Below are 3,478 nucleotides of genomic sequence, written 5' to 3' on the forward strand. Positions count from 1 at the left end.
AGCACCCACGACAGTCAGCATTTCGAAAGGGTCATTGACAAGGCCAACACCAATCGCAATATCTACGCCGACCGAGGCTATCCCTCTGCGGAGCGGGAAGCTTGGCTGAAGGCAAACGGCTATAGGAGCCAGATTCAGCGTAAAGGCCATCGAAACAAACCGTTGTCCAAGACTCAGCAAGGGCGAAACCACAGGATTGCAAAGACTAGGGCACGGGTTGAACATGCATTTGCGGCGATGGAACAAATGGGTAGAAAACTGATCCGCACCATTGGACAGGTGCGCGCTAATTTTGCCATGACGATGATGGCAGCATGTTACAACCTAAAGCGGTTGGCGTACTTCCAGAGCGCGTGCATCGTGGCTTTCTGACGCCCAGAATGGGTCAAATGGCCCTAGCCAGGGCAATGTGCGATAGAATCAGTAGCGTGATAATCAAAAAAAATCTAATTATTTAGAATGAAAGCCAAGGGTTAATTGAAAATCTTGAGTTTTTCGAGGTGCCCGCTTGATAATTTCTTCACAGAAGTAAAGCGTTAAATAATTTCATTTCAAATCATTTTGCCACCTCATAAATAACACATTCCATTTATCAAAGGATATCCCATGCGAGCGATTTTTTCTGCTGCGCCTTTACTGGTGGTGCTGGCATTGTCTGGCTGTACCAGTATTGAGCGTATTAATCAAAACATGAAAAACAGTGAGGCGACAGAAGCAAAGGCAAGGCAGCAGATGCAAAAGCTGGCTACGCCGCCGTCAGTATTACGCGAAGCCTCCCGGCAGTGGGTGAATCCCACGCCGATGATTGACCGGACGACGATAAAAAAAACCACACCCCCTTGTACCATTACGATTAACCGGCAAGGCTCACTGAGCCTGCATGACGTCTCTGAACGTATTACCCGCGTGTGCCGTATTCCCGTGTCCGTCACGCCGGATGCATTAACGCTATTGGGCGGCGTCTCTGGCGGCCAGACCCAGCAAATGAAAGGCGATATCCCGCCGCCGGATGTCAATGGCATGGTACCGCTGGCCGCCATCGGGATGGCGTCATCCTCTGCGCCTGCTGCGGTTAACACCGGCGCGAATCTGAACGGGCTTTACTGGAACGGTCCACTGGCCGGGCTGCTTGACACCATTGCCAGTCGCCTTGGCGTGTCTTGGCGCTATCAATCGGGACAGATAGTTATCTACGCGCTGGAAACCCGGTCATTTACGCTGAATTTTATGGATTCACAGACCGATTACCAATCCAGAGTCGTCAGCGGCACCACTTCCAAAGCCGGTAACAGCGGCGGGCAGAGTGGAAATGCGCTGAGTGGCGATGCCACCACGTCACAATCTACCTCAACCACCATAAAGTCATCTTTGTATGCGGATTTACAGGGCGCAGTGAAATCGATGCTGACACCGGGGCTGGGGCGTATGTTCCTGTCTGCCGGTAATCTGACCGTTACCGATGTGCCACGGGTGCTGGATACGGTTGAGCGCTTTGTTGACGAGCGCAACCAGACATTAGATCGGCAGGTGGTGCTCAATATTGAAATGTTGAGCGTCGAAAAACGGCAAAAAGACCAGTTAGGGCTGGACTGGAACGCCGTTTTTAACAATGGCCGTTTAGGTTTGTCGCTCAGTCAAGCCTTTGGCGGCGCGGCGGGCAATATCATGAATGGCGGTTTCTCGGTCGTAGACGGGCGGCTGGCGGGATCAAAAGTCTTTCTCAAAGCCCTTGCCGAGCAAGCTAAAGTGAGTGTCGTCACCCAACAATCGAATACCACCACCAATCTTTCACCGGTCGCCATGCAGGTGGCCGAACAGGAGGATTATGTGGCGCAGGTAACGACGCAGGCCACCGCGAATGTCGGCACGGCAACCTCGATCCAGCCCGCCACCATTACCACCGGCTTTTATATTAATCTTCTGCCGAATATCATGCCGGACGGTCAACACCTGTTACTACAATTCGCTATCAATCTCTCTGAACCACCTACCCGGCGTACGTTTACTTCCGGGGAAAGCTCGGTCGAGTTGCTCAATACGCAACTAAAAACCTTTACCCAGCGCGTGAAAATGAAAACCGGCCAGACACTGGTGTTATCCGGCTTTCAGCAGGCCAGCCGTAAAGGAAGCAAGCAGGGCGTCGGCCAACCGTGGTTCTTTGGATTAGGCGGTGGTCAGCAGGCAGAAGACGGTGACCGGATGCTGGTTGTGCTTATTACCCCGGTTCTGTCGCAGGAGGAGTAATGATGACGACAACACCGCTATTTACCGCGACGCCGATGGTGCGAGGTCGCCGCGTTTTTCTGGCCGGAATAGACTGGCTCCCCGTGACGTTGCGGGCGGGTAAAAACGTTAAAAGCGAAGCGCGACGGCGAGGGGCAGATCGCGTAGTCAGCTATCGCTATCGGGACAGCCAGAAAAATCCGCAGTGGGTGATGGGGCTGGTCAATTGGGCAAAGCTGGCGTTGCCCAAAGGCTGCAAGGACGGTTACGCGCTGGCACTGCTCATCGTCCGGCAACTGAAAGGCAGTGGCTACGCCATTATCGCGCTGGATAACGCGCGCTACGGCTTTGTCAGCAGCATTGACGGGGTGCTGATTAACGATGTGGTCGGCGACAAGGTCGCCATCGCGCAGGCGCAAAAAAACTTTCTCCAGTTTAACCGTGAGCCGGAAGGAGGCTGGCAGATTTTCGCCCCGGCAGACTGGAACGTCACCGATAGCCAGCCTTTTGATTTAGACGGTTTGCTGGCAGGGCTTCGTTTTCCAGCCAGTGCCCGCTTTCAGGCGACATCACGCAAGCGGCGATTTTTAGGCCTGTTCACCCTGTGCTGCCTTATATCTTGATCATTGACTGTCAAAGGTTAATGATCCCCAACTGATCATTGGGATGTTACCGGTGAGTTTGTACGCTGCCTTAAGCTTAGAGCTTGTACCTCAGATTAAACCCTGGTGACATATTCATCATCGTCTTCAAAACCGAACGGTATCTTGTGCTACGAGCACGTATTTATAAGGAAGGTTAGGACGATATATTCAATTATCCACGAGTTTCGCACAAAACTAATTTGGGTACGCTAATAAAACACGGATGTGCTCAGCAATAGCATTTTTGATTACGTCCCAATTTTGTTGATAAAGGGTTATTTTTTCAGATATACGACGTTTATGTTGTTCAAACCACGCAGAAATAGCGAGAAAAATATGATTTCTTTGCGCTCGGCTCGTGCGAGCCTGACAGCGTTCAATACCACAATTTTGTTTAACTTCTCGATGATAAACTTCAACAGACCAACGGGCATCCATGATAGATTTGACGTATTCACGGGTGGGATTCTCTTTGTTTGTTACCATGTAATCAATACGGCCGTTTTTGGCTGTAAATTTGAAAACAGTCACCCAACCGTAGCCTCGTAAGTGTATTGGAGTTCCTTCTTCTGAGATGTCTAACTTGTTCAGTTGTTTATTATGGTTAACAA

At 51.0% G+C, this 3,478-nt stretch carries 4 protein-coding genes; 3 read left to right on the plus strand and 1 reads right to left on the minus strand.

Going from position 1 to position 3,478, the window contains the following annotated elements:
• From CBG25_RS20600 to pilO2, 3 genes are all read left to right on the plus strand, one after another.
• Positions 1 to 372: transposase (locus CBG25_RS20600; RefSeq protein ID WP_290603757.1), on the plus strand; the 372-nt coding region annotated here is incomplete at its 5' end.
• A gap of 234 nt (positions 373 to 606) precedes the next feature.
• The gene (locus CBG25_RS20605) at positions 607 to 2,244 is read left to right on the plus strand and encodes a PilN family type IVB pilus formation outer membrane protein (RefSeq protein ID WP_290608942.1); all 1,638 of its coding nucleotides are present in this window, start codon (positions 607 to 609) and stop codon (positions 2,242 to 2,244) included.
• Complete coding sequence (pilO2, locus tag CBG25_RS20610) at positions 2,244 to 2,846, plus strand: type 4b pilus protein PilO2 (RefSeq protein WP_290608943.1); 603 nt, start codon at positions 2,244 to 2,246, stop codon at positions 2,844 to 2,846. The genes CBG25_RS20605 and pilO2 overlap by 1 nt, the downstream gene beginning before the upstream one ends.
• A gap of 216 nt (positions 2,847 to 3,062) precedes the next feature.
• On the opposite strand, the gene CBG25_RS20615 is transcribed toward pilO2, so the two are convergent.
• A partial coding sequence (locus CBG25_RS20615; protein WP_290608944.1) for a transposase occupies positions 3,063 to 3,478 on the minus strand: 416 nt, incomplete at its 5' end.

The sequence above is a fragment of the Arsenophonus sp. ENCA genome, assembly GCF_002287155.1.
Lineage (GTDB): Bacteria > Pseudomonadota > Gammaproteobacteria > Enterobacterales > Enterobacteriaceae > Arsenophonus > Arsenophonus nilaparvatae.